The 19,778-nt window shown below is 62.7% G+C and carries 19 protein-coding genes; 15 read left to right on the top strand and 4 right to left on the bottom strand.

All coding sequences use genetic code 11. The features are described from left to right. Positions 1-3: 3 nt before the first annotated feature. The 4 genes from ACOI2T_RS33830 to ACOI2T_RS33815 all read right to left on the bottom strand — a co-directional run bounded on the left by ACOI2T_RS33830 (position 4) and on the right by ACOI2T_RS33815 (position 4,549). On the bottom strand, positions 4-1,524 hold the full coding sequence (locus tag ACOI2T_RS33830; RefSeq protein WP_409505234.1) for a dihydrolipoamide acetyltransferase family protein: 1,521 nt from the start codon (positions 1,522-1,524) through the stop codon (positions 4-6). Continuing rightward, positions 1,521-2,552, bottom strand: a complete 1,032-nt coding sequence (locus ACOI2T_RS33825; RefSeq protein ID WP_409505233.1) for an alpha-ketoacid dehydrogenase subunit beta — start codon at positions 2,550-2,552, stop codon at positions 1,521-1,523. Before ACOI2T_RS33825 ends, ACOI2T_RS33830 begins: the two co-directional genes overlap by 4 nt. A 12-nt stretch (positions 2,553-2,564) precedes the next feature. Then, positions 2,565-3,527, bottom strand: coding sequence for a thiamine pyrophosphate-dependent dehydrogenase E1 component subunit alpha (locus ACOI2T_RS33820; protein ID WP_409505232.1), 963 nt, complete (start codon positions 3,525-3,527; stop codon positions 2,565-2,567). A 422-nt stretch (positions 3,528-3,949) separates the two neighbouring features. Then, the gene (locus ACOI2T_RS33815; RefSeq protein ID WP_409505231.1) at positions 3,950-4,549 is read right to left on the bottom strand and encodes a TetR/AcrR family transcriptional regulator; all 600 of its coding nucleotides are present in this window, start codon (positions 4,547-4,549) and stop codon (positions 3,950-3,952) included. 345 nt (positions 4,550-4,894) lie between these two features. Between ACOI2T_RS33815 and ACOI2T_RS33810 the strand changes: the two genes are divergently transcribed. The 15 genes from ACOI2T_RS33810 to ACOI2T_RS33740 all read left to right on the top strand — a co-directional run bounded on the left by ACOI2T_RS33810 (position 4,895) and on the right by ACOI2T_RS33740 (position 19,712). Continuing rightward, complete coding sequence (locus tag ACOI2T_RS33810) at positions 4,895-6,079, top strand: LLM class flavin-dependent oxidoreductase (RefSeq protein ID WP_421875272.1); 1,185 nt, start codon at positions 4,895-4,897, stop codon at positions 6,077-6,079. Then, positions 6,076-6,939 carry an enoyl-CoA hydratase/isomerase family protein gene (locus tag ACOI2T_RS33805; protein ID WP_409505229.1) on the top strand — a complete coding sequence of 288 codons (864 nt, stop codon included), beginning with the start codon at positions 6,076-6,078 and terminating at the stop codon, positions 6,937-6,939. The genes ACOI2T_RS33810 and ACOI2T_RS33805 overlap by 4 nt, the downstream gene beginning before the upstream one ends. Before the next feature lie 3 nt (positions 6,940-6,942). Further along, positions 6,943-7,749 (top strand): enoyl-CoA hydratase/isomerase family protein, encoded by an 807-nt coding sequence (locus tag ACOI2T_RS33800; RefSeq protein ID WP_409505228.1) that lies wholly within the window; start codon positions 6,943-6,945, stop codon positions 7,747-7,749. Then, positions 7,743-8,609: a branched-chain amino acid ABC transporter permease gene (locus tag ACOI2T_RS33795; RefSeq protein ID WP_421875268.1), complete on the top strand. Its 867-nt coding sequence runs from the start codon at positions 7,743-7,745 to the stop codon at positions 8,607-8,609. Before ACOI2T_RS33800 ends, ACOI2T_RS33795 begins: the two co-directional genes overlap by 7 nt. Next, positions 8,606-9,595: a branched-chain amino acid ABC transporter permease gene (locus ACOI2T_RS33790; RefSeq protein ID WP_409505226.1), complete on the top strand. Its 990-nt coding sequence runs from the start codon at positions 8,606-8,608 to the stop codon at positions 9,593-9,595. Before ACOI2T_RS33795 ends, ACOI2T_RS33790 begins: the two co-directional genes overlap by 4 nt. A gap of 26 nt (positions 9,596-9,621) precedes the next feature. Beyond that, entirely contained in the window at positions 9,622-10,380 is a 759-nt protein-coding gene (locus ACOI2T_RS33785) for an ABC transporter ATP-binding protein (protein WP_409505225.1), read from the top strand. Further along, the gene (locus ACOI2T_RS33780) at positions 10,367-11,086 is read left to right on the top strand and encodes an ABC transporter ATP-binding protein (protein ID WP_409505224.1); all 720 of its coding nucleotides are present in this window, start codon (positions 10,367-10,369) and stop codon (positions 11,084-11,086) included. The genes ACOI2T_RS33785 and ACOI2T_RS33780 overlap by 14 nt, the downstream gene beginning before the upstream one ends. A gap of 49 nt (positions 11,087-11,135) precedes the next feature. Next, positions 11,136-12,374, top strand: coding sequence for an ABC transporter substrate-binding protein (locus tag ACOI2T_RS33775; protein WP_421875263.1), 1,239 nt, complete (start codon positions 11,136-11,138; stop codon positions 12,372-12,374). 2 nt (positions 12,375-12,376) lie between these two features. After that, positions 12,377-14,284 carry an AMP-dependent synthetase/ligase gene (locus ACOI2T_RS33770; protein WP_409505222.1) on the top strand — a complete coding sequence of 636 codons (1,908 nt, stop codon included), beginning with the start codon at positions 12,377-12,379 and terminating at the stop codon, positions 14,282-14,284. Between the two features lie 8 nt (positions 14,285-14,292). Continuing rightward, the gene (locus ACOI2T_RS33765; RefSeq protein ID WP_409505221.1) at positions 14,293-15,048 is read left to right on the top strand and encodes a creatininase family protein; all 756 of its coding nucleotides are present in this window, start codon (positions 14,293-14,295) and stop codon (positions 15,046-15,048) included. A 25-nt stretch (positions 15,049-15,073) separates the two neighbouring features. Next, positions 15,074-15,595 carry a flavin reductase family protein gene (locus ACOI2T_RS33760; protein WP_409505220.1) on the top strand — a complete coding sequence of 174 codons (522 nt, stop codon included), beginning with the start codon at positions 15,074-15,076 and terminating at the stop codon, positions 15,593-15,595. Beyond that, the gene (locus tag ACOI2T_RS33755) at positions 15,592-16,707 is read left to right on the top strand and encodes a 3,4-dihydroxy-2-butanone-4-phosphate synthase (RefSeq protein ID WP_409505219.1); all 1,116 of its coding nucleotides are present in this window, start codon (positions 15,592-15,594) and stop codon (positions 16,705-16,707) included. The genes ACOI2T_RS33760 and ACOI2T_RS33755 overlap by 4 nt, the downstream gene beginning before the upstream one ends. A 39-nt stretch (positions 16,708-16,746) precedes the next feature. After that, positions 16,747-17,103: a VOC family protein gene (locus tag ACOI2T_RS33750; protein ID WP_409505218.1), complete on the top strand. Its 357-nt coding sequence runs from the start codon at positions 16,747-16,749 to the stop codon at positions 17,101-17,103. Positions 17,104-17,194: 91 nt separating this feature from the next. After that, a complete protein-coding gene (locus tag ACOI2T_RS33745) occupies positions 17,195-18,856 on the top strand; it encodes a long-chain fatty acid--CoA ligase (protein WP_409505270.1) in 1,662 nt (553 codons plus the stop codon). A gap of 40 nt (positions 18,857-18,896) precedes the next feature. Continuing rightward, entirely contained in the window at positions 18,897-19,712 is an 816-nt protein-coding gene (locus ACOI2T_RS33740) for an SDR family oxidoreductase (protein ID WP_409505217.1), read from the top strand. Positions 19,713-19,778: the final 66 nt, after the last annotated feature.

Below are 19,778 nucleotides of genomic sequence, written 5' to 3'. Positions count from 1 at the left end.
CTCCTAAACCAACATCAGGGCGGGGGATTCGACGTAAGCCCGCAACTGCTGGAGGAACCTCGCTCCCGTGGCGCCGTCGATGACCCGGTGATCGCACGACAAGGTCACGGACATAATGGTTGTCGAAACAAGTTCGCCGCCGGCGATCTCCGGCCGATTGGTGGCGGTTCCGACGGCCAGGATCGCGCCCTGGGGCGGGTTGATGATCGCGTCGAACTCCCTGACGCCGAACATCCCCAAGTTCGACACAGTGAAGGTGCCCCCTTGGAATTCGTCGGGTTGTAAGGTGCCGGCTTTCGCCTTCGTCACCAATGTGGCTATCTCGGCCGATATTTGGGCAAGCGACCGTCCGTCGGCGCCGCGCACGATCGGTGTGATGAGCCCAGCGGAAAGAGCGACGGCGACAGAGACGTCCGCGGACGTGTAGCGCAGTACCGACTGCGCCTGCTCGTCGTACTGGATGTTGACATCGGGCACCTTGACCAGCGCCATGGCGCAGGCTTTGACGATGAAGTCGTTGACCGACAGTTTCACACCCGCGACGGTCGCGTTGATCTCGTCGCGCAGCCGCAGCAGGTCATCGATCTTGAGATCCACGGTCAGCCGGAAATGAGGAGCGTTGCGTTTCGATTCCTGCAGTCGTGAAGCTATCGCCCGCCGCATGGCAGACAGCGGAATCGTCTCGTGGTCGACGGCAGCGGTGGATGACGGCGCGTTCGGCGAGGCAGCGGGTTCGGGGCTGAATCGCCGCGCCGCGTCGCGTACGTCTGCTTCGCAGACCCGGCCCCGCGAACCCGTTGCGCGGCAGTCGTGCAGATTAACCCCGAGTTTCCCAGCCAGCCGACGCGCGACGGGAGTGGCGGCGACACCACGGTCGTCGCGGGTCGATCTACCCGGGATGCCACTGCGCACGGCCGGGGCCTTGGCGGCGACCGTCCCGCCCGCGTCGAGGATGGCCTGCTCGACGTCGGTGACCGAGATACGGCCGCCCCGCCCGGTGGGAGTGACGCGTGCCAGATCGATCGACAGCTCGTCGGCCAGGCGCAGGGCGTGACGGGTGGCGAACACGTCACCTTGGGTCTTGCCGTGCAGCACGTCGGGGACGACGGTGGCGCGACCAGCCGGCGTGGCCGGCGACGTCACCGGGGTTGCGACCGGTAGCGACTGCACGACAGGAGAAGTGGCGGTTGGGGCGGGCGCGAGTTGCGGTGCGGGTGACGCCTCGCCTGTCGTCTTTGCGAGGTCGGCGGCGAAGCTGTCAACCTCGGCATCGCTGACCGACATGGGCGCACAGATCGCGATGGGCGCGCTCACGGGGAGAGTGTCACCAGGTTTGGCGAGGATCCTTCGCAGCAGCCCGTCGAACGGGGCTTCAAGTTGATTGGTGATCTTGCTGGTCTCGATCTCGCACAACAAATCACCCTTGGTGAATGCGGTGCCCTCAGTGACGAGCCACTCCACGACGGTGCCTTCTTCCATCGAGAGTCCCCATTTCGGGATCTCGATGACGGCCAGGTCACTCATGCCGACACCGCCCGGCGGATGGCGTCCTCGACTCGGCTGACCGAGGGCAGCCACTCTTTCTCGAGCGCCGGTGAGAACGGCACAGGCGTATGCGGTGGTGTGACGAGCTCGATCGGCGCCTTGAGCGACCAAAAGGCCTTCGTTGTGATGAGTGCGGCCACATCGTGCCCAAACCCGCACCGCGCCGCGGACTCGTCGACGATGACCGCTCGGCCGGTCGACGCCACCGATTCCAGGATGCTCTCCTCGTCGAGCGGGGACACCGTGCGTGGATCGACCACCTCGACGGAGATACCCTCGGCGGCAAGGGTATCGGCAGCATTGTTGGCGACGTTCACCATCGCCGACAGGGCGATCACGGTGACGTCACTGCCCTCCCGGGTGTAGTTGGCGACACCGAGTGGGATGGTGTAGGACTCTTGCGGTACTTCGCCTTTCATGTCGTACAGCGTTTTGTGTTCGCAGAAGACGACCGGATCGTCATCACGAATCGACTGAATCAGAAGTCCTTTGGCGTCATAGGGATTCGAAGGCGCCACCACCTTGAGGCCCGGCACGGCGGCGAATACGTTGTAGGGCGACTGGGAGTGCTGCGCGGCTGCGGAGAATCCGGCACCGATCATGCCGCGCACCACCAGCGGTGTACGGGCCTTGCCGCCGAACATGTATCGGAACTTCGCGGCCTGGTTGTAGAGCGCGTCGTAGCAGACGCCGAAGAAGTCCATGAACATCAGTTCGGCAACCGGCCGCAGACCTGTCAACGCCGCACCAGCCGCCATGCCGATGATGGCCGATTCAGTGATGGGGGTGTCGATGACGCGTTCTGACCCGAACTCGCTCCACAGACCCTTGGTGACACCGAGAACGCCGCCGAACGCTTCGACCTTCTCGGTGGCCAGTGCCGGATTGCTGCCACCCTGGCCGCCGCGCAGATCCTCGCCGATCTGCACGACCGTCGGGTCACGTCGCATCTCCAGCGCCAGCGCGTCCTTGACTGCCTCGCGGTAGGTGATGTTCGAAAGGCTCATCGTGTTTCTCCCTCAGTACGCGACGTAGACGTCGGTGAGCAGGCTGGATACCGGCGGATAGGCGGCGGCGCGGGCCTCGGCCACGGCTGTGTCGACAAGCTCACGAGCTGCCCGGTCGATCTCGTCGAGTTCGTCAGCATCTATGGTCTTCGCGACCGATGCGCGGAACTTCTGCAGTGGGTCGTCGGTGGTGCGTAGCTCGGCGACTTGCTCGGGTGTCCGGTACAACTGGGCGTCGCCCTCGAAGTGGCCGTGGAATCGGTGCGCTACGGCCTCGATCGTGGAGGGGCCTCCGCCGCTTCGGGCACGCTGCACCGCCTCGCGGGTGGCGTCGTACACGGCGAAGAAGTCGGTCCCGTCCACGGTGGTTGCGGGCATGCCGAAGGACGCGGACCGCTGGGCGATGCTGGTCGTCCCGACGGCGTAATCGCGTCCGGTGGCCTCACCGTAGCCGTTGTTCTCGATCACGAAGACGATCGGCAGATCCAGCACGACCGCCATGTTCATGGCTTCGAACACAGTTCCCTGATTCGACCCGCCATCGCCGGTGAAACTTGCTGCCACACAGCCGTTTCCAAGATTTTTGGCGGTCAACGCGGCGCCGATCGCAAGAGACGGGGCGCCGCCGACGATCGCGTTCGCTCCCAGCATGCCGACGGACAGATCGGCGATGTGCATCGAGCCGCCCTTACCGTGACACAAGCCATCGTCTTTGCCGAAGATCTCGGCCATCATTGCCCGGATGTCGCAGCCCTTGGCGATACAGTGCCCGTGCCCGCGGTGCGTCGAGCCAATGTAGTCACGGTCACCGAGGTTTTCGCATACACCAACCGCGATCGCCTCTTGACCCGAGTACAGGTGGATGAATCCCGGAATATCGCCCGTTGCGTTCTCTTCGTGCAGGCGATCCTCGAATGCCCTGATCTCGGCCATCTTGCGATATGCGTGTAGCAACTCCGGCTTGGTCAACGCCATGTCTCTCCTTCGCAATTCGGCCAGAGCTGCTCTGGCCGGTGCCTCGATACCGACGCCGCGCGGTGGTTCTCGCCGGCGTCGGTCGCGGTCACAGATGCTATGGAGATGAGAGCGCGGTCACTACCGTTGCAAGAGATTGCAACGCGCGTCCAGAACCCATAGGCACTGGCTGGATGGTCGAGCTGTCACGTCGGGCCACCCCGCGAGCACGGACATCGACGCGGCCATCGCGCGCCGTCCCGGCAGCCGAGGGCGTTGATTGCCGCGATGAACGTCGTGGGCAGAGCAGCGCAAACCCCATGAAATGGAGCTGAGCTTAGGCATATGGGTTACCACGCCACCCCACCACGGCGAAAAGTGGAGCGCTATACCGAATTCCGGCAGCGAAATCTCTTAACACGAGCGCTTGGCTGGCCGGTATGTCATTCTTCGCTGGGTGAGGTGAGCGCCTTAATCGCTGCGGTCGACATCGTTTTGACGATCGATTCCTGGTCCAGGCCCTTGTTCAGCGTTGCCACCACATTGAGCATCGAGAACACTGCCTGGGTGAGCAGTCTCACTTCTGGTTCGGACAAGTCGGGCCGCAGTGCTGCGACGATCGAAATCCATTCCTCGGCATAGAGATTCATCTCGCGCCGGATACGGCGCCGGTCCTTCTCGGGCAACGCATGCTCGTTCTTCATGAAGATCAACGTCGTTGGAGCTGCGCCGATCACGCTTCTGATGTGGAAGTCGACGAGGATCTCCAGTGCGGCGCGTGGATCGGGCTCCGACTCCGCGGTTTCCCTGGCGAACTGATGCAGGGCGGCCAGGGGGCTCTCCACTACGGCGATCAAGAGAGCCTGTTTGTTCTCGAAGTGGTTGTAGAGACCCGGCCCGGAAATTCCGGCCGCGGTGCAGATCATGTCCACGGTGACTCCGTCGTAGGAGTTTCGCAGGAACAAGTCGGCGGCCACCTTGAGCAACACATCTCGGCGTGAGGTGCCGGTGGACGGCTCGTGCGCCGCATCGTCAGTGGTCATGGCCAACAACATAACCACGGTGGGTAGACGCCGCCGCAACCAGGAAGCGGTGGAGCAGTGCAGACCATGTAATAGCGGCGTTAGAACCGCTATGGCAGACGAAGCGAGGCAGCCACATTAATGACCATTAATATGTCGAAGAGCCCAGCTTCTGCTGGAGGGGTGTCGGAGAGATGACGAAGCGGTCGGGCGTGGCCGGTTAACAATGCGTTAAACAGCGCATATGCACCATCTGGACTGGGCTGATGGCTGGTTCGTTAGCTGGCGTTGACAACCGGCGTGATGCGCCTTACGTTAAGAAGCGTTCACCTAGTGGAAAGTGGTGTGAATATGCGGTTCATATTCATGAGCGAAGGCGAGACGGTCCCGGGGCATACCCATGAGCACCGCTACCGGGAGCTCGTGGACGAAGTCCTACTTGCCGAGGAGGTGGGGTTCGACGCGTTCGGGACATCCGAGCAGCACGTCGCGATCGGTACGGCGACCACCTCCGCACCCGAGGTCATCTACCCCTACCTGATGGCGCTGACCAAGCGCATCCGGTTCATGCACTTGGTCACTCTCTTGCCCACGCGCATCAACCATGCTCTTCGCGTCGCCGAAAGGTTGGCAACAGAAGACATCCTGTCCAGCGGCCGAGTGGAACTCGGAGTTGGGCGAGGGAACACGACACTTGCGCTGCGCGCCTTCGAAGTCGAGCCAAGCGAGAACAAGGCCCAGCTCATCGAAGGCCTGGAGGTCATTCGCCGGGCCCTGCACAATGACGTGTTCTCCTACGTCGGCGAACATTACAAGATCCCGCCACGAAGCCTCGTACCCAAGGCAATTCAACATCCGTATCCGCCCATCTCGATGGCTGCCGGAAGTCCCGAGTCGGTTCGCAAGGCCGCCGAGCTCGGCATCGGAGCGATCGTGGGTGGCTTCTACTTGGGCTTCGAGTTTGTCGAGAGCATGTTGCGCATCTACGACGAGGCCCTCGACGGCGCTACGCACTCCTATCCGCTCCAAGCGCAGAAGCTCGTCGCGGTCGGAGGCGGGATGCACTGTGCCGAGACGCGTGCGGAAGCCCTCAAGTGGGCACGGAATCTCAAGGAGACGGTGGCTCTTTCGACCGACGCGTATGAGCGCCTGTCCAAGTTGTCGGCCGACTACCAGTACATGGGTGCGGTGCGAAACGTCGACTTCGACGATGAGCGGTACATGTTCGAGGACTCGTCCGGGTTCATCGTGGGCGACCCGGATGACTGTGCGGCACAGGTGCAGCGGTTCGCCGACCTTGGCGCAGACGCGATCGTCATGAGAATCGACGGACTCCCGCACAAGGAACTGATGAAGTCGATCGAGCTCTTCGGCAAGTACGTCATCCCCAGGTTCAAGAACCCGCGGGCGGTGGTGCGGCCCGCTGACGCGATTCTGGCCGACATCCGCACGGCCCGGCCCGCTCATTATGCGGAGGTCGAAGCGTTCGAAGAGTCGAAATCCCAATCGAATTCCCACAAAAGTGTTGTCACAGTAGGAGAGACCCGATGAGCAAATTGGCCGCTGACGACGTTTTCAGCCGCTACCCCGAGGAAATCCTGATCGAGCGCAGACCCAACGGCGTACTGCTCATCACGATCAACCGACCCGACCGGCTCAACGCCTTGACGATGCCGATGTTCGATCATCTGTCGGACATCTGGGTGGACGTCGACCGAGACCCGGACACTCGGGTTGCCGTCATCACGGGGGCGGGCCGTGGCTTCTGCACGGGCATGGACGTACGCCAGCCGGAGCCCTCGCTGGACGAAGCGGTGGCGCTCATGGAGGGCGAGCGCAGGCGGATCACGGCCATCCTCAACATGGACAAGCCGCTCATCTCGGCGATCAACGGCCCGGCCGTCGGCTGGGGTTTGTCGATGGCGCTTCTGGCCGACATCAGCGTGGCTGCCGAGGATGCACTGCTTCGAGACGGACATACCCGCGTCGGTGTGGTCGCCGGCGACCATAGTTCGCTCATCTGGCCGTTGCTCGTGGGGATGGCCAAGACGAAGTATTACCAGTTGACTTCGGCGAGCATGACCGGCATCGAGGCCGAACGAATCGGCTTGGTGAGTCTCGCCGTGCCGAAGGAGAATGTGCTGGATCGCGCACTGGAGATCGCTGACGAACTCGCGCAGGGCTCGCAGCAGGCGATTCGCTGGACCAAGCGGTCGCTGAACACCGGATGGCTCACCAACGCCCTTCCGCAGCACGAGCTTTCCGCTGCTCTGGAGGTCATCGGCTTCGCGAGCGCAGACTATTTCGAGGCCCGGCAGGCCTTCCGCGAAGGCCGCCCGCCGGAGTTTCCGTCCGCACGCGGCGAAGGGCGTTCTGTGCTCGGACCGCGACCGGCGAACGCAGCCAGGTGACCGATGAGCGCACTCGCGACAGGCCAGTCCGCCACCCTCCGCACCACTGACCACGATGGCGTTCTGGTGGTCACGCTGGACAGGCCTCCGGCAAATGCGATGAACCGTGAGCTCATCCACGATCTCGCGGGCCTGTTCGCGGAACTCGGCGCCGGGCCCGACGCACCACCGATCGTGCTCACCGGTCAGGGTGAGCGGTTTTTCAGCGGCGGAGGCGACATCAAAGAGCTCGAAGGTGCGCATGCCGACGAAATCGCTTTCCGCATGCGGGAATTCCACGCATTGCTGGTCGCGATGGACCGCTACCCGCGGCCGATGGTCAGCGCGATCAACGGACATTGTGTTGGTGGCGGTATGGAGGTCGCGCTCTTCTCGGACAGTGTGTTGGCGGTCGACTCGGCGCGCTTCGGGTTTCCGGAGATCAATCACGGACTGCTGCCGGCGGACAAGGGAATCCAACGAGCCAACATGGTGCTCGGTGTGCGCGTCACCCGGCGAATCATCCTGTCCGGTGAGCTCTTCGACGCGCACCACGCTCAAGACATCGGCCTCGTCGACGAACTTGTCGCCGATCACAAAGCGCTGATTGCTAGGGCCGTCTCAACGGCGCGCGCCGCCGGCTCGAAGGCGCCCGTGCTTTATGGTGCCTTGAAGAGCAGCGTCAACGATCCGGACGATGTAACTGACGATGCGTCCCTTCAACGGACGCTGAAGGCCGCCGCCGACTACTTCGACGATCCGCTCGCACGCGAGCTGCGGCAACGATGGAGTGGCCGAAGGGCTTCCGCAGACAAGGCGCAGTCGTGTTGATCGTCGTCGTTGCCGGACTGGTCAGCGGCGCGGTTCTGCTGCTGGCCACGGTGGGCTTCGAACTGCTGCGCCGGGTCGAGGGTTTTCTGAACATCGCGCATCCGCAGCTGATCGTGCTCAGTGGCTTCAGCGCATACGGGTTCAACGTCTTGGTCGGGTTGCACTGGATCGTGTCGTGCGTCCTGGCGATCGTCGTCACGACATTGGTGGGAGTGGTGACTGCGAGAGCGATCTTCTGGCCGATGCGTCAACGCCCCCACTATATTCCGATGATCGCCTCGGTGGGCCTCGCATTCTTCCTGCACGCGATGATCGAGCTCTTCACCGGATTCGGCGTGAAAACGCTGGATGTGCCACTACAGAAGACCATCAGTGTCGGTGGTGTCGCGGTCGCAGGGGCCGACCAGATCGCTGTCATCGGCACCGCTGCATTAGTCGTTGTGGCATTGCACTTTTGGCTTTCGAAGTCCTACAGCGGCCGGGCGTTGCGGGCTATGGCGAACAATCAGGCGCTTGCACAGATTCGGGGGGTGAACACCTCGTATCTGCAGTACCTCACCTGGGCCGTCGCCAGCGCACTTGCGGCGCTGGCCGGGACTCTGATTGCGCTCACGGCACGCATCTATCCCGAACTCGGCTGGGATCAGGTACTGGTCATCTCCGCCGCCGCGATCATCGGCGGGCTCGGCAGCATTTACGGTGTGATGCTTGCCGCCATTCTGGTCGGTCTCACCTCAAGCTTGGCAACCTTGGCAATCCCTTCGGAGTACACCCAGATGGTGGTCTTCGCCGCCATAGCCCTGGTTGTCTTCGTCCGGCCCGAGGGCCTTTTCAGCGGTCCGAAGGAGCGTGTCGCGTGAGCACTCTGCTGATCGTCGGCGGGCTGGCCATCCTGATCGGTATCTATGCGGTCGCAGCTCTCGCGTTGAACTTGCAGTTCGGTTTCGGCGGAATGGTCAACTTCGGCGTGGCAGCATTCTTCGGAATCGGAGCGTACGCCTACGCGCTCACAGTGATGCCCGCCCAATCCGGTTCGTATACCTACATTCTCGGCCTGGGCCTGCCTTGGTGGGCCGGCACCATCATCGGTGGTCTGGCAGCCGCGCTTCTCGCTCTCGTCGTGGGATGCGGCCTGCTGAGGATCGGCGGCGAGTATCTCGCGGTAGTGTCCCTGGCATTGGCCGAGGTCATGCGTCAGCTCTTCATCAACCAGCCGGCGATCGCAAATGGTGCACGCGGTCTCCTGGATGCACCTGTGCCCAGTCTTGACAGCATTCCGGGCCGAGCCCAGTCACTGTATGTCGCGGCACTTGTGTTGGTGATACTCGGAATTAGTTTCCTTGTCTTCCGGCGTGTGACGCAATCCGCGTACGGTCGGAGCCTGCTCGCCGTCAACCAAAACGAAGCCGTTGCGCGCTCGCTCGGAGTGAACGTCTACGCGGTCAAACTCAAGGCCTTCGTGTTCGCCTCATTCTTCATGGGCCTGGCCGGAGTCATGTACGTCTGGTACTTGTCGATCCTCACGCCGACCTTCTTCAACGTGAACATCACCTTCACCGTCTTCATCGCATTGATCATCGGCGGGATCGGCAGCAACGCGGGTGCGGTGCTCGGCGCGGTGGTGCTTCTCGGCCTACGAGAGGGGCTCACCTACATCGAGGCCGGCTTCCTCACCTCTGAAGTCATGGCCAGTCTGCAGGATGCCCTGCAGGGACTGGTCCTGATCCTGATCCTGCTGTTCTGGCCGGGTGGTCTGTTCCGGCCGCGTTTGGCCAGCTACCCGAGACCCGGCACCACCAACCTGTCGGCACCTGTGCTGGCCACCACCGCGGCGGGAGGCCGATGATGCCCACCCCGGATCCCTTACTCGAAGTGTCCGCTCTGGTAAAGACTTTCGGCCAGTTACGGGCGCTCGACGGTGTAGCGATGAAGATCAGCCCGGGCGTGGTTACCGGCCTGATCGGCCCGAATGGCTCCGGGAAAACAACACTGTTCAACGCGATCTCCGGGTTTCTCCGGCCTGACATGGGCGCGGTGATCTTCAACGGCCGTGACATCACGGGTGCGCCGACGCATCGGCTTGCGCGGATGGGCCTCAAGCGGACATTCCAGAACACCGCCGATTTCACCGACATGTCGGTTCTGCAGAATCTGCTCACCTCGGCGCGCTCGGCGCCAGGTGAGCGTCTCTGGCGCCTCTTCGCGTCACCACGCGGTGTGGCTGCCGGTGAACGCATCCTGGTCGGACGTGCCTGGGATCTCCTGGACCGCATGGGACTGACCGAACTGGCGAACACTCGCGCAGGCGATCTGTCGATTGGGCAAGGGCGTCTGCTCCAGATCGCCCGTCTGCTCATGGAGCCGCCGTCGTTGCTGATGCTGGATGAGCCGTCATCTGGGCTCAACCCCGACGACCAGCATCGGCTGTCGATGACCGTGCGGGATCTGTGCACCGACGACAATATGACGGTCCTGGTGATCGAGCACAACATGTCGTTCATAAACGCGATCTCCGATGCGCTGTATGTCATGTACGACGGCCGGGTCATCGCGAACGGTCCGCCGGCCGAGGTCATCAGCAATCCCGTCGTTGTCGAGACCTATCTGGGAGCGCGCCATGCCACTGCTTGATGTCGAGAATCTGACCAGCGGATATGGTCGCAACAACATCATCCGGAGCGTCACCCTCAGCGCCGAACACGGGTCCATCACCGCCATCATCGGCCCCAACGGGGCGGGTAAGACGACACTCGTCCAGACCATCGCCGGAGTGGTCGATGCTCGCGGCGGGTCTGTAACGCTCGACGGGGAGAATCTCGAAGGGCTGTCCGCGCGCGAGCGGGCACGCCGCGGCCTTGGCTATACCCCTCAGTTACGCAACGTCTTTGGGGCATTGTCGGTTGAGGACAATCTCGAGGTTGTCACGCGCGCGATGCGCCTGCCACGTGAGCGGCTCGACGAGGTCTTCGAGACCTTTCCGATCCTTGCCGAGCGGCGCAAGCAACGAGCGGGAACACTCTCCGGAGGCCAGCGTCAGCAGCTCGCGATCGCCTCATCCTTGCTGATGCGACCACAACTGTTGATTCTCGATGAACCAACGACGGGTCTCGCTCCCCAGATTGTCGATTCACTGATCGAACAGATTTGTCGCATCGAGCGCGGTGGGACCGGTGTCCTCTGGGTGATCGAGGAACACCCGAGCCAGATTCTCCCCTTGTGCAAGAGAGTGTTCCTGATGGATTCAGGTCAGATCCGGCACGAGGCGAGCGGACCGGAGCTGTTGGCCGACCCGAACTTCGCCGAGATTTTCTTGGGCGCCCGAATTCCCACAGCCTGATTCGGTTCTGGTACAGGAGATTTGAGAGATGGACAGACTCGGTACGGCAGTGCGCAAGCTGTCGGCGATGGCCGTCGCAGTGGCTACGGGCGCAACGCTCGTCGGATGTGGTGAGGGCGACGGCACGGCAGTGATCGGTGTCGCCGCGCCGCTGTCCGGAGAAGCGGCGGTATGGGGCGGCCCCGTCGATTCGATTACCCGCGCGGTCGTGAACCATGTCAACGATCTTGGTGGCATCAACGGAACCAAACTGAAAGTAGTGAGCGAGGACGAAAAGTTCAACGCGGAGGACGGCGTCCGTGCCGTCACCAAGCTCATCAACAGTGACAACGCTCAGTTCATCGTCGGGCCGACATCGGCGACCTTCATGGCAACGCTCAATCAGGCGGAGCGAAGCGAAGTGGTGATCGCGTCACCTTATGCAGGCATGGTCGAATTCGACGCCCGAGCCAATCCATACACCTTCCGCACTGTCGGACCGGACACCTTCGACGGTCTGACGGTGGCGAAGAACATCTGGGATCAGGGTTTCAAGACTTTGTCGATTCTGTACGAGAACGTGGACTCTGCGCGTAGTACATCTAATTGGGTCGAGGACTTCTACACGAAGCTCGGCGGCAAGGTCGTCGCGAAGGTCGCGTTCAACGGTGGTCAAAGCTCTTACCTCCCAGAGGTCCGCAGCGCGTTCGAGCCCAAGCCCGACATGGTGTTCCTCGCGGGCTCTGTCGAGCCTGCCGTGCCGATCTTGCGTGAGTGGGCACGGTTGCGCCTTCCCGGCAATTGGTCGTTCATCTCCGAGCTGACCTACCCGGTCCTGATCAAGGAGGTGGGTGCTCAATACTTGGAAGGCGCGTTTGGTCAGACTCCCATGGCCGCCGATTCCCCGGCCATCGCGGGAATGCGGGAGCTGCTGACCGAAGAGTACGGAGAGCAAGAAGGCAACGAGATTGCCGAACAACCGACGGCCGGCCTCACCTACGACGCAATCGTCTCGGCGATCTTGGCGATGGCGGCCGGGGGAGAAGCCACCGGGGTCGCGATCGCCGAAAACTTGCACAAAGTCACCGATTCGGGCGGTAAGCCGGTCTACACGCTGGATGATGGTCTGGAACTACTGGCCAAAGGCGAGAAAATCGACTACCAGGGCGCATCCGGTCCGGTGGACTTCACTTCGACCAACACCGCGGCCCCTGATTATGGAGTTTTCCAGGTCATCGACGGCCAGTGGCAGGTCACCCGCCGCTATACCGGCACCGAACTCTATGACCTGGCTGAGGAATTGGGCTGAATATGAAGATGCAGAACTCAAGTGCGCCGACGTCGTCGGCGACCGGACCCGACGAGGTGCCAGTGCTGAGAACACTGGCGGGTTTCGAGGCAGTGAATCGAACTTTCGCACAGATGCTCTGCGACCGCGCCGAGCGCGAACCGGACGTGGTTGCGTATTGCAGCTGGGTGGACGGGGTCGCCCACCCGACCACCTGGAGGGAGTATCTCCAGCAGGTACGAGAGATCGCCCTTGGTCTACATGGCCTCGGCGCTGCGCCCGGTGACCGGGTGGCCATCGCGTCGGCGACCCGCCAGGAGTGGGTCATCGCCGCGCTGGGGATCCTCAGTCTTGGTGCGGTACCCGTGGGTGTGTATCCCACCAGCTCAGTCGCGGAAGTCAAACAGGCGCTGGAGAGTTCCGAGGCCACCATTGTTTTCGCAGAAACCGCAGCAGACGCCGCGAAGGTGGCCGCTGTAGCGCACGACTTGCCTCGACTGCGTGCGACGGTCGGTCTCGACACCGAACCCCAGGGGCTACCGGCGTCGGTACGGTCCGTGCACTGGAGCGAACTATGCGATCGCGGCCGATCCCTCGCCCTGGCAGAGCCGGAATTGTTTGCAACGCTGGTCGGGGCGGGCGACATCGACCAGCCAGCGGCTCTGTTCTATACATCGGGATCTACCGGTGCGCCGAAGGGTGTGATCCACACACATCGGACTCTGCAGTACTCCGTGCTGGCCTTCGCCATGTCGTACCCGGAGGTCGGCAGGGTCAGGCACGACCTCGTCGCGTTCCTTGGTCTCTCACACGTTGCGCCCGCGTTGATCGGGGTGTTCACCCCGATCATGACTCGCCTCGTCATTACCTATTGCACCATGGATCAACGGCTGGACGCGCTCGTCGGCGTGCGGCCGACAGCAGTCCTGTGGCCACCCCGGATGCACGAGAAGCTCGCCGGAGAACTGCTCCAGCAGCTCTCGGAGTCTGGTTTTGCCTTCCGCATGCAGTACGCGATAGCGATGCAGATCGCCCGCAGAGTAAGCGACATGCGCTGGAAGAATCGTGATGTCCCTTGGTATATCGCGCTTCTCTACAACGTCTGTCTCCGTCGCGTGTTCATTCCCCTGCGTGCCAAGGTCGGTATGGACCGCATCCGGGTCGGCTGGACTGCCTCGGGCAGCATGTCTCCCGAGGTGACAGCGTTGTGGCAGACATGGGGGCTTGACCTTCGCGAGCTTTTCGGCACAACAGAGACCTGTGGATCGGTTATCGCCCAGTGGGATCGGGCGTTCCCGGCGCCCGGAACGATCGGGAAATGCATGCCCGATCCACGGTGGGAAGCGCGGGTTTCCGGCGAGGGGGAGCTGCAGCTGCGCAGCCCATGCCTCTTCCGTGGTTACCTGAACGATCCCGAGGCGACTGCCGCTGCGATGGATGACGGCTGGTATCGCACAGGTGATCTGGTGGAGATGGCCCCCGACGGGGAAGTGCGGATCATCGGCAGGATCAAAGACATCATCAAGACCAGCGGAGGAAAAACCGTCAGCCCACAGCCAATCGAGCTTCGCCTCAAGGCCAGCCCGCACATCGATGAGGCGATCGTCGTGGGTGAGGGACGCAAGTATCTGACGGTGCTGGTCGGCCCGAGCGAAGAGGCACGGGCCATGACTACCGCTGAGCGGGATGCCGTGTTGACCGCGTGGATCGACGAAGTCAACTCCGAACTCTCAAGACCGTTGCAGTTGAAGAAGTTTCGTGTACTGCCACGACTGCTGTCGGCTGCCGAGGGTGAGTTGACGCTCAAAGGGACCATACGGCGCTCCGCAATCCTCGCGTCGTTCAGTGACCTCGTCGACGATATGTACGACGTTGGCGAACAGGGGGAGATTGCCCGCCAGGCTCGCTTCGCCGGCGGGAATCCGAGCTAGGGGAATCGATGGACGAGATTCGGTTCGAGTTCATGACAAGCGCCGAGATCACCGCGGCGGTCGCGGACGGAGCCCGCACAGCAGTCCTCCCACTGGGCGCGGTGGAACAGCACGGTCAGCACCTACCGCTGTCGATGGATGCCGACCATGCCGACGAGCTCGCGGTGCGGGTCGCGCGCCGTCTTGGGGGCGCGTTGGTTCTGCCGACGGTTCGCGTGGGATATTCACCGCACCACCTCGGCTTCACCGGCACCCTGTCGCTTCGCGCGTCCACGCTGGAGGCGGTCTGTCACGACTACTGCAGCCACCTCGCCGAACATGGATTCGAGCGAATCGTCATGTTCTCCGGGCACATCGGCAACCATCCCGTAATGCGCGACTTCGAGGTGCGACTCGCGGCAGCACTCGCGCCGCTGACGGTCATCGTCTTCTCCGATACCGAGGCCATATTGAACGCATGGCAACTGGCGGCCGAAAGCGTGGCGTCTCTGGGCGCCAACGTGGGCGGGCATGCTGACGTCGCAGAAACATCGGTGATGCTCGCATTGCATCCGCAGAAAGTCCGCCTCGACCGGTTCACCCGCGGCTACGCCGGCAAGGTGGACCAGCAGCTACTCGATCGCGCATTTCAAGACGGAATTGGAGCAGTGTCTCCCAACGGCGTTCTGGGAGACCCGGAAGGCGCGTCGGAATGGATTGGGGCGGCGTGCCTCGACGCGGTGACATCCCTCATCGCGGATTACGCCCGCGCCCGCGGCGCGTGACATCCACGAGAACGGAGTACAAGCGATGACCACCCTCGATCCCGTTTTGTCTGGGGACTCTGACCGGGATGTGTCGAAACTACGCAAACTTTACGGTCGCTATCCGACCGGCGTCGCCGCGGTGTGCGCACTGCGCGATGGACAACCGGTCGGGATTGTCGCCACTTCGTTCACACCGGTCTCCATCGATCCGGCGTTGGTGTCCATCTGCGTACAGCACACGTCAACGACCTGGCCGCTACTGGCTGACGGACGCCATCTCGGTGTCTCCGTCCTGGCGTCGCGGCACGAAGCCGCGTGTCGCCAGATTGCGTCCAAGAATGTGGATCGATTCGCCGGGGTCTCCTGGTTCGCCACTGAAACCGATGCGGTGCTGCTGACGGACGCCGCGGCGCACCTCGATTGCGAGATCTCCACGTCCATTTCTGCCGGCGACCACGACGTGGTCCTGCTCGAAGTCAAGGCGGCCGCGACGAACGAGGGCGTGCCGCCGCTTGTGTTCCACGACAGCAGTTTTCGAATGCTCGCGGTTGGCCACGACTCATGACAGCGCACAGTTGTGCGGCACGGCGATCTATCGATCGAGCCGTTGACGCCCTGCACGATGGCACTCCGATTCTCGTTCTCAGCGGGACCGACGACCGCGTCGTGGCCGATGTCTTGATCGCCGCTGCTCACGCCACACCGCATTGGACGGCATGGCTGGTGCGGTTCACCTCCGGGTTGATCTGCGCCGCCCTACCCGCACGTCGCGCAGCCGAACTCGATCTGCCAACCATGGCCCGCGGTGGCGACTCCGACGATGAAGCGCCGACGTTCGCGGTCGCAGTAGATGCCGCGTACGGGATCAGTACCGGTATCAGCGCGGCCGACCGCGCCCGTACCGCTCGCGTGCTGGCAAGCAACAGCTCCCGTCCCAGTGATCTAGTGCGGCCCGGTCATGTCCTCCCGGTGAAGACCGCCGGTTGCGGAGTTCTCACGCGCCAAAGGAGTGCCGAAGCGGCGGTGGATCTTTGTGTCATCGCTGGGCTTCCGCCGGTGGGTCTCACCGCTGCGCTGTTGGACGAGGACGGCGAGTTACCGCGGGAGCCCGCCATCCGTGCGTTCGCTCAGAGACACAATTTGCCGATGGTGCACATTGACAGTGTCGTTCACCACCGCCTTTATCACGGTGATGGCCGTTGTAAACGGGTTCTGCTCGTTCAGAATCGGGTGGACCAGTCTGCGGGTAAGCTTGTCCGGGCAGTCGATTTCGAAGACCAACTGACGGGCGCCCGGCATACGGTCTTCATCGGTGGCTCGACACCCGGGCCTGCGGATCCAGTGGTGTCTGTTGTCGTCGAATGTGTACATCACGACCCACAACTCGCCGCTGGTTGCAGTTGCAGACTCGAATTCGACAGGTGGCGTGGGCGTCTCGCAACAGACGGCGGAGTTGTCGTGTATCTACGGCACCCCATCACGTCTGCCCCGCGGTTGTCCGTGTCGGAATCAGAGTTGATTCACGGTTGCGTTACGGCAATGCTCATTGAGCTCGGTTTTACCGCAGTGACTTTGGCCGGCGCGGAGAACGTCCGTCGAGCGTCCGCGTGCGGCCTGACGGTGTCTGCGCTTCCCGCCGTACCGGAACCACGCGGACTCTCTGCCGTAGCGCTTTGATTTCATTGGCCCCTTACGGATTCGAAGGAACCTATGCAAATGGCACATGTCACCCGCGCGTCGATCGGCAATGTTATGTACCGGGTCGCCGATGTTGCGGCCGCCGCTGAGTTTTACCATCGAGCATTGACGCTGCCCGTCAAGTTCGTCGATGGGGTGCGGTTTGCGATGCTCGATGCCGGGACCCCCCTCGCGCTCGCCGGCCCAGGGGAGGATGTCGCAGGAACTTCGGTTGTCGCGTCTTTCAAGGTCATTGATGTAAACGCCTCCTTAGAAGCGATCCTGGGCGCCGGCGGGACATTGCGTGTCGCGCCCAGTGCGGGTCCGCACGAAACTCGAGCGGTGGCCGAGGATCCATGGGGCAACGCGTTTGTGCTCTACACCTCCCGGAGTTGAGAACGGGTCTTCATATCCGTGTGATTCACAGCCTGACTGTTACTTCGCGCGTACGGCGCGACAGATGATCGGAAAAACCACACCTATGACCATGCGCGCCACCATGCAGAACGTCCCGCTCACGCTGACCGCGATCCTGGACGGGATCGATGGAACCTTCGGTGATTCCGAGGTCATCACCTACACAGGTCCGAACACCGACGCACGCGTCGCCACATACGCTCAAGTCGCAACGCGTGCGGCTCAGCTGGCCAACGGGCTGGCTGCACTCGGCATCGGTGCCGGTGACCGGGTTGCGACCTTCATGTGGAACAACCAGCAGCACCTCGAGGCATACCTCGCCGCGCCATGTTCCGGCGCAGTCCTGCACACACTCAACATTCGCCTCACCGCTGAGCAACTCGGCTACATCGCCACCCACGCCGGCGACAGGATCATCATCGTCGACGCCAGTTTGCTCGACACGCTGCGGCCGGCGTTGCCACTGATGCCGGAACTGGCCGCTCTCGTCATTGCCGGTGGTCCGACCGACGCTCAACTCGCTGAGGTATCAGGTCTGGTACCCAACGTGGTGACCTACGAGCAACTCGTGGACAGTCAGTCCGCCAGCTTCGCGTGGCCGGCGCTCGACGAACACAGCGCAGCGGCAATGTGCTACACCAGTGGAACCACGGGGGATCCCAAAGGTGTTATCTACAGTCATCGGTCGGTCTATCTGCACGCCCTCGCCGTCTGCACGGCCAACGTTGCGGGTATCTCCTCTCGCGACCGGGTGCTTCCCATAGTGCCCATGTTTCACGTCAACGCGTGGGGCATTCCGTACGCGGCACTGATGGCCGGCGCAACACTGATATTGCCGCACCGCCACCTCAAACCCGACACGCTCGTGGACATGATCGGCACGCACGGCGCCACGCTGTCTGGTGGTGTCCCTACGGTTTTCAACGACATGCTGCAGTGGTTGCGCGACAACCCCGGCCATCGCATCGACTCGTTGCGTCGGGTGTTGTGTGGCGGCTCCGCGGTGCCGGCATCCCTGGTCGCCGCGTACCGTGACGAGTTCGCCGTACCACTGGTCCAAGCGTGGGGCATGACCGAGACCAGCCCGATCGTCACCATCGCCGACACTCCCGACGGTGTGCCGACTGCCGATCAGCAGCGAAAGCTCAACAGCACCGGCCGATTCCTGTTCGGCACCAAAGGACGCATCGTCGACGACGCGGGTACTGTTCTGCCCCGCGACGGCCAATCGGTCGGCGAAGTGCAAGTGCGTGGCCCATGGATCACCGGTAGCTACCACCGTGGCATCGATGCCGAGAACTTCTCTACCGACTCCGACGGGCAACTCTGGCTCCACACAGGCGACATCGGACACATCAGCGCGGACGGATACCTGACGCTCACGGACCGAGCCAAAGACGTCATCAAGTCCGGTGGCGAATGGATCAGTTCCGTTCACCTCGAGACCACTCTTGTCGGTCATCCCGATGTGGTCGAAGCTGCCGTCATCGGTGTACCTGACACCCGTTGGGATGAGCGACCACTCGCATTGGTGACACTGCGCCCCGGCTCCGCCTCGCGCGTCGAAGACCTCAAGGCCTGGCTCGGCGAGCGGGTGCAGCGATGGTGGCTGCCCGAGCGGTGGGCCGTGGTCGACACCATCGCGCGCACAGGCGTTGGCAAGTACGACAAGAAGCTGATGAGGCAGCGCTACCACTCCGGCGATATCTCCGTCACCGTGCTGCCCCGCTAGATAGCGAACACATGCCTGGTGTGACGGGAACGGGGTCAGAATGCAGATCGAGAACAAGGTTGCCGTCGTCACCGGCGGCGGATCAGGAATCGGCCGCGCACTGGCGATCGAGCTAGCCAGGAATGGAGTGCAGGTCGTGATCGGCGACCTCGATGAGCATAAAGCCACGGACGCTGCGAAGCGCATCGGTGACGCCGCAACGAGTGTTCAGGCGGATGCGTCGGCCGTTGACGGCATCACAAGCTTGATCGCTGGCGCCGAACGGCACTTCGGGCCCGTCGACCTCTTCGTCGCCAATGCCGGCATCATGGGCGCTGCAGGGCTCGGCGACTCCGGTGACTGGGACAAGATCCTTGCGATCAATCTGCGCGCTCATATCAATGCAGCGGAGCTGCTGCTGCCGGGATGGCTCACCCGGGGCAGCGGCTACTTCGTGTCGGTCGCATCGGCAGCCGGCCTGCTGACTCAGCTCGGTTCTGCTGGGTATGCCGTCACCAAGCACGCCGCGGTCGGATTCGCCGAATGGCTCGCAATCACACACGGCGAGGACGGAATAGGCGTGAGCTGTGTGTGTCCACTGGGAGTGGATACGCCCCTCCTTGACGCGGTGTGTTCCTCTCAGGGGCCCTCGAGTCAAATCGGCGCGCAATCGATTATCAAGTCCGGCAGGGTCATCAGCGCAGCGGAGGTTGCGGCGGAAACGATCGACGCCATACGAGAAGACCGCTTCATGGTTCTGCCGCACCCGCAGGTCCTGGACATGTTTCGCGGCAAGGGTGCGGACTATGACGGTTGGGTTGCGCGAATGCGTCGTGTGCAGCGTTCCCTGCGCCGCCATGTCACCGAACCCCAGTGAGGGTTAGCGAACGCGAAGTCCTCCTTGCCAGTTAATTCGACACGGGAACAATGGATTTCGTTGTGG

This window comes from Mycolicibacterium wolinskyi str. Jessa 2025 (assembly GCF_049241375.1).
Lineage (GTDB): Bacteria > Actinomycetota > Actinomycetes > Mycobacteriales > Mycobacteriaceae > Mycobacterium > Mycobacterium wolinskyi.
Note: the sequence above shows the minus strand (reverse complement) of the source record. Positions and strands in the feature narration are given on the sequence as shown.

What these genes read in the sequence shown, in the direction of transcription:
- ACOI2T_RS33830 (WP_409505234.1), bottom strand. Translation starts at nt 1,524, where the DNA reads ATGAGTGACCTGGCCGTCATCGAGATCCCGAAATGGGGACTCTCGATG.
- ACOI2T_RS33825 (WP_409505233.1), bottom strand. Translation starts at nt 2,552, where the DNA reads ATGAGCCTTTCGAACATCACCTACCGCGAGGCAGTCAAGGACGCGCTG.
- ACOI2T_RS33820 (WP_409505232.1), bottom strand. Translation starts at nt 3,527, where the DNA reads ATGGCGTTGACCAAGCCGGAGTTGCTACACGCATATCGCAAGATGGCC.
- ACOI2T_RS33815 (WP_409505231.1), bottom strand. Translation starts at nt 4,549, where the DNA reads ATGACCACTGACGATGCGGCGCACGAGCCGTCCACCGGCACCTCACGC.
- ACOI2T_RS33810 (WP_421875272.1), top strand. Translation starts at nt 4,895, where the DNA reads ATGAGCGAAGGCGAGACGGTCCCGGGGCATACCCATGAGCACCGCTAC.
- ACOI2T_RS33805 (WP_409505229.1), top strand. Translation starts at nt 6,076, where the DNA reads ATGAGCAAATTGGCCGCTGACGACGTTTTCAGCCGCTACCCCGAGGAA.
- ACOI2T_RS33800 (WP_409505228.1), top strand. Translation starts at nt 6,943, where the DNA reads ATGAGCGCACTCGCGACAGGCCAGTCCGCCACCCTCCGCACCACTGAC.
- ACOI2T_RS33780 (WP_409505224.1), top strand. Translation starts at nt 10,367, where the DNA reads ATGCCACTGCTTGATGTCGAGAATCTGACCAGCGGATATGGTCGCAAC.
- ACOI2T_RS33770 (WP_409505222.1), top strand. Translation starts at nt 12,377, where the DNA reads ATGAAGATGCAGAACTCAAGTGCGCCGACGTCGTCGGCGACCGGACCC.
- ACOI2T_RS33765 (WP_409505221.1), top strand. Translation starts at nt 14,293, where the DNA reads ATGGACGAGATTCGGTTCGAGTTCATGACAAGCGCCGAGATCACCGCG.
- ACOI2T_RS33760 (WP_409505220.1), top strand. Translation starts at nt 15,074, where the DNA reads ATGACCACCCTCGATCCCGTTTTGTCTGGGGACTCTGACCGGGATGTG.
- ACOI2T_RS33755 (WP_409505219.1), top strand. Translation starts at nt 15,592, where the DNA reads ATGACAGCGCACAGTTGTGCGGCACGGCGATCTATCGATCGAGCCGTT.
- ACOI2T_RS33750 (WP_409505218.1), top strand. Translation starts at nt 16,747, where the DNA reads ATGGCACATGTCACCCGCGCGTCGATCGGCAATGTTATGTACCGGGTC.
- ACOI2T_RS33745 (WP_409505270.1), top strand. Translation starts at nt 17,195, where the DNA reads ATGCGCGCCACCATGCAGAACGTCCCGCTCACGCTGACCGCGATCCTG.
- ACOI2T_RS33740 (WP_409505217.1), top strand. Translation starts at nt 18,897, where the DNA reads ATGCAGATCGAGAACAAGGTTGCCGTCGTCACCGGCGGCGGATCAGGA.